Below are 4438 nucleotides of genomic sequence, written 5' to 3' on the forward strand. Positions count from 1 at the left end.
GCCAGCAGGTTGTACTGCCGGGAGTCGGAGAGGTAATACCGGGAGATGCAGCGGTTTCAGTGGCTGGGGGATTGCCGCCAGGTAATATCTTGAGGGATCAGGAGAATAAAAAAGAATCGGAGGAGGAAGGTAAGGGGGATTCTGAGACTGATGTAGATTGGACAGATCATGGACATAAACATTTTCCGGATAAAAATAAATCATGGAAAGACATCGTTAAATCTACAAAGGACGGACCAGCAAAGTATTCCAAAGATATTACGGATATTGAAGCTTTTGAAAGAAATGCTTGGGAGACTGGAACGTCTACTACGAACGGAAAGAATTGGAAGGTTAAAGCATATGATGAAGTTATTGGTGCTACAGGAGGGAAAGAAACTCAATATATCCGAATTGAGAATAGTGCCAATACAATACATGGTCATCCAATTTCAGAGTCTGAATATTTAAAATTATTGAGGTAGCATATGAATAGTGTAGATTTTAAATTAGGAGAAATCATATATGATGAATTTCATATAGACTTTTCAAAATCATTTTTTGAGCAGTTAGATTCATTAACAGAGGATTTGTTACAAGTTAAATATGTTGACAGTTATTTGCTAGATTTGGGATGGTATCCTGAGTATGAAGTAGATGGAAAGTTTGTAGTACAATTAATAAAAGATGGGAATTGGGATGCTCCTAAATATAAGGCATGTTGTAGGTCAAAGGAAGAACTAATGCAAATTCTTGAGACTGCTATTAGTTTTGTAAGTAAATGATACAAGTACCGCCCGGCTTTGCCGGGCGATGTCTTCCGGTCTGGGTGGCGTAAAGCCACCCAGCCTTTAACCAGCACACATTTCGACCCTGAGATTTTTCCTTGAATTCCGGGAAAATGGCTCTGTTTCAAATCGGGGCAACGAGCCAATTCACCTGCTTTATGGTACATTTTTCCGATCACGCTTCCAAATCGGCAACACGGGCGGTCACGGCGCGTCACAGGGGCAAGAGGATGATGGGAGCGGACCAACGGAAACCGGATAAAAGAAAACTACTGGATCGGAATTCAAAAAAGTTGACTGTCGGGTATAGTTATTTTGTAGCTTTGCCACCCAGAAATAGCCTTTTATGTGGGCGATCGAAGCATTTTGGGTGGCAAAATTCTGGAAATGAGAAAACTTGGGTGCCGCCAAGCCACCCAGCAGATTATTTTTCGACCTTTGAAATGAATACCGAAAGTAAGGAACCGGTAAGAAAAATGCAAGGAAAAGGAAATTGACCTGTGGGCTGGTTCCGTGGTAAAATGGCGCACACCAGGGGGTATAAGGGGGAAATAAGTGGCTGATGATTGAAACTGCCAGAAAAACATAGTAATGAACCAGCGGTCATAAGATATTGGCTGCTGGTTCATTTTCTTTTCTGGCGATACCACTATGTCACAAATCAGCCTGCCATTTCTGTATCACATTTCACAAACATTCAGAACTGCACCCGGATGACTTGCGGATGTTCCTATTCAGAGTTAACATACGACAACTCCGACAGGAGAATAACCTGTGAAATCCAAGATTAGGGAAGCAGACAGGCTTAATCCCCCTTGCGATGGCCGTTGCCGTAGGGCGTAATTCGGCACATAACGCTTATCAGCTGAGGTTGCCGGTGATTTTTTGATAGTGGATGGAGACAGGATGAAAAGGAAGGATTCAGACGAGAAAAGAAAACATCATCTATGTGGGGATTGACCTGCATAAGGAAACACACACAGCAGTAATGCTTGACTGCTGGAACCAGAAATTAGGTGAGATCACCTTTGAGAACAAACCGTCAGAGTTCCATAAGCTGACAAGAAAGGTCGGTCGGTTTGTAACAGAAGAAAAGACAGCGGCATACGGATTAGAGAATGCATACGGCTACGGCCGTGCGCTTGCAGTGTGGCTGATTGAAAAGGGCTGTATGGTGAAAGACGTGAATACAGCGTTGTCCTATGCCCAGAGAAAAAGTGTTCCAATGTACCAGAAAAGTGACAGCTACGATGCGGAGGCTGTTGCGCTCGTATTAATCAATATGCTGGACAAACTGCCAGATGCTATACCAGATGATTCCTACTGGACACTGAGTCAGTTGGTAAACCGCCGGGACAACATCTGTTCCCATCAGCAAAGATTAAAGAACCAACTGCATGAACAGCTTTGCGTGGCGTATCCCAGCTACAAACAGTTCTTTGGCGATATCAGCCGCAGGACAGCACTTTACTTCTGGCTAATGTATCCGTCACCGGAACATCTTAAAGGGAAGAGCGCAGAAGAACTGGCGGCAGAGCTACGCCCGGTCAGCCATAACAACTGTTCTGTAAAACGGGCAGAAAAGATACTGGAACTGGTGCGCACGGACGGTCAGGCAATTAGGGAGCACCAGGCGAGCCGGGATGCCATCACGCGCAGCATTACAGGAGATTTGGAGCATTACCGGGAACAGCTTGAGATTGTGGAGGCAGCAATAGTAAATATGCTGCCATCATTTAACTGTACCCTGATGACTATGCCCGGAGTGGACGTGACAACAGCAGCGAATATGTTGTCAGAGATAGGAGATATTAATCGTTTTTCCAACGCCAATAAGCTGGCAAAGTTCGCAGGAATATGTCCGATCAACTTTTCATCTGCGGGAAAAGGCAAAGATATGTGTCCGAAGCAGGGAAACAGGCGGTTGCAGGCAATCTTTTATTTTCTGGCAATCCAGATGATACAAGTTTCCACCAACGGGACACCGAGGAATAAGGTATTCCGGGAGTATTATTTAAAGAGAGTAGCAGAAGGTAAGAATAAACAGCAGGCGTTAATCTGCATTGCCCGCAGGCTGGTGAATATCGTGTACGGAATGTTAAAGAACCACACAGAATACCGGGAACCGGAGCAATAATGGTTGTCGGTCACGAACAGTTTGTGCTAAGATGAAAGTAATAGAAACACAAAAAATTGGTTTACCGCCTTTTCCAAAAGAATAGAGAAAAAAGGCGCAAAAGTTATGAGGGTTCAGCGCCAGTGCCAAGGGGGATTCTAAAGCTCCAGATAGTGTTAATTACGATTCTAAACAAGTTGGAAAGAAGTATGGCGAACATATGAAAGATTATCCTGATATGAAGGACTATACTGACTATAAGAAACATGCAGATGACATTTTCAAATCGCCAGATCAGATCATTCATGACATAAAAAATGGAGAGTATTATTACACTAAAGGAGAAGATTTGCTAAGAATTAAAGAAAATGGAGATTTTGTTAGTTTATATCCAGGTGCGGGAAGTGGAAGAGTACTTGATGCTATTAATAATGGAGGTACTATATGGCCATAGTATTAGAATTCAATTTGATATGTAAAGAATTTTTAGATTTAGAACAAATATTACATAACAGTGAAATTAAAAAATTGAAAATTTCTATCGAAAAAATTTCTAGCATTGATAATTGGATGTGGGCGAATCAACAAGAATTACAAAGCATGTATTTAGTAAGCCATGCTTTAAATGAATCAAAAATTATTGTTATTAATTTAAAGTCCGATAGTTTAAAGGACTTGGGGATTTATTTGGAAAAAATCAATGAAGAATATGTTTATAATTTATGGATTAACACAGAGGGATATCCTGATTTGGATGCAGATAAAATCAATACGAGTAATGAACATTACTTTCAAAAATTTTATCAAACATTTGGGGAGGTGGTAAAAAAACAGAACATAGCATTTCGAATTTTAGGAATTGGAGTAGAGACAAATTTTCAGTATAAGAAAAACAATTCTGACATAATTAGAAAGTCTGAAAACATCATTACTTGGATAGGAAATGAAGATTTAGAGAATGATGTGGCTTTGGATAATTATAAAAAGAAGAAAGTTGTTGGAATAGATTTTCTTGTGTTTGAAAAATAGGATTTTTGCCCGGCTTTGCCGGGCGATGTCCTCCGGCCGGGTGGCGTCAAGCCACCCGGCCTTTAACCTGCACACTTTTCGACTCTGCGATTTTTTCGGATTTTGGAATAATGTCTCCGTTTCACATCGGGCCAACGAGCCGATTTACTTGGTTCATGGTACATCTTTCCGAGTCCGGCAGGAAAAGGGCAACACGGGCGGTCACAGTGTGGCACATGGGCAAGAAAATAGCCAGGCAGAGGCATCTTACTGAAAATAGCGCCTTTGGCGGAAACACTGTTATTAGGTGGTCAAATTTTTGCGCCACCCAATAATCCTTTGATTTTGCGGTGTTTCGGGGTGTTCTGGGTGGCAGAACCCGGTTTATAGCAAAACCTGGGTGCCGCCAAGCCACCCGGCAGATTATTTTTCGACCCTTGAGATATGTGCCGCCAGTAAGAAACCGGTAAGAAAAACGCAAGGAAAAGGAAATTGACCTATGGGTTGGTTCCATGGTAAAATGGCGCACACCAGGGGGTATAAGGGG

Annotated in this window: 5 protein-coding genes; all 5 read left to right on the forward strand. The window is 42.2% G+C overall.

The window, feature by feature from the left end; genetic code table 11:
- Positions 1-464, forward strand: a 464-nt coding sequence (locus tag CLOSYM_RS23095; protein WP_021643342.1) for a hypothetical protein, incomplete at its 5' end; no start/stop codon positions are given.
- Between the two features lie 3 nt (positions 465-467).
- Positions 468-764, forward strand: coding sequence for a hypothetical protein (locus CLOSYM_RS18640; RefSeq protein WP_021643343.1), 297 nt, complete (start codon positions 468-470; stop codon positions 762-764).
- A gap of 952 nt (positions 765-1716) precedes the next feature.
- The gene (locus CLOSYM_RS18650) at positions 1717-2904 is read left to right on the forward strand and encodes an IS110 family RNA-guided transposase (RefSeq protein WP_021643346.1); all 1188 of its coding nucleotides are present in this window, start codon (positions 1717-1719) and stop codon (positions 2902-2904) included.
- A gap of 199 nt (positions 2905-3103) precedes the next feature.
- A complete protein-coding gene (locus CLOSYM_RS18655) occupies positions 3104-3337 on the forward strand; it encodes a hypothetical protein (RefSeq protein ID WP_021643347.1) in 234 nt (77 codons plus the stop codon).
- Positions 3328-3912, forward strand: a complete 585-nt coding sequence (locus CLOSYM_RS18660; RefSeq protein ID WP_021643348.1) for a hypothetical protein — start codon at positions 3328-3330, stop codon at positions 3910-3912. Before CLOSYM_RS18655 ends, CLOSYM_RS18660 begins: the two co-directional genes overlap by 10 nt.
- Positions 3913-4438 lie beyond the last annotated feature (526 nt).

This window comes from [Clostridium] symbiosum ATCC 14940 (genome assembly GCF_000466485.1).
Classification (GTDB): Bacteria; Bacillota; Clostridia; order Lachnospirales; family Lachnospiraceae; genus Otoolea; species Otoolea symbiosa.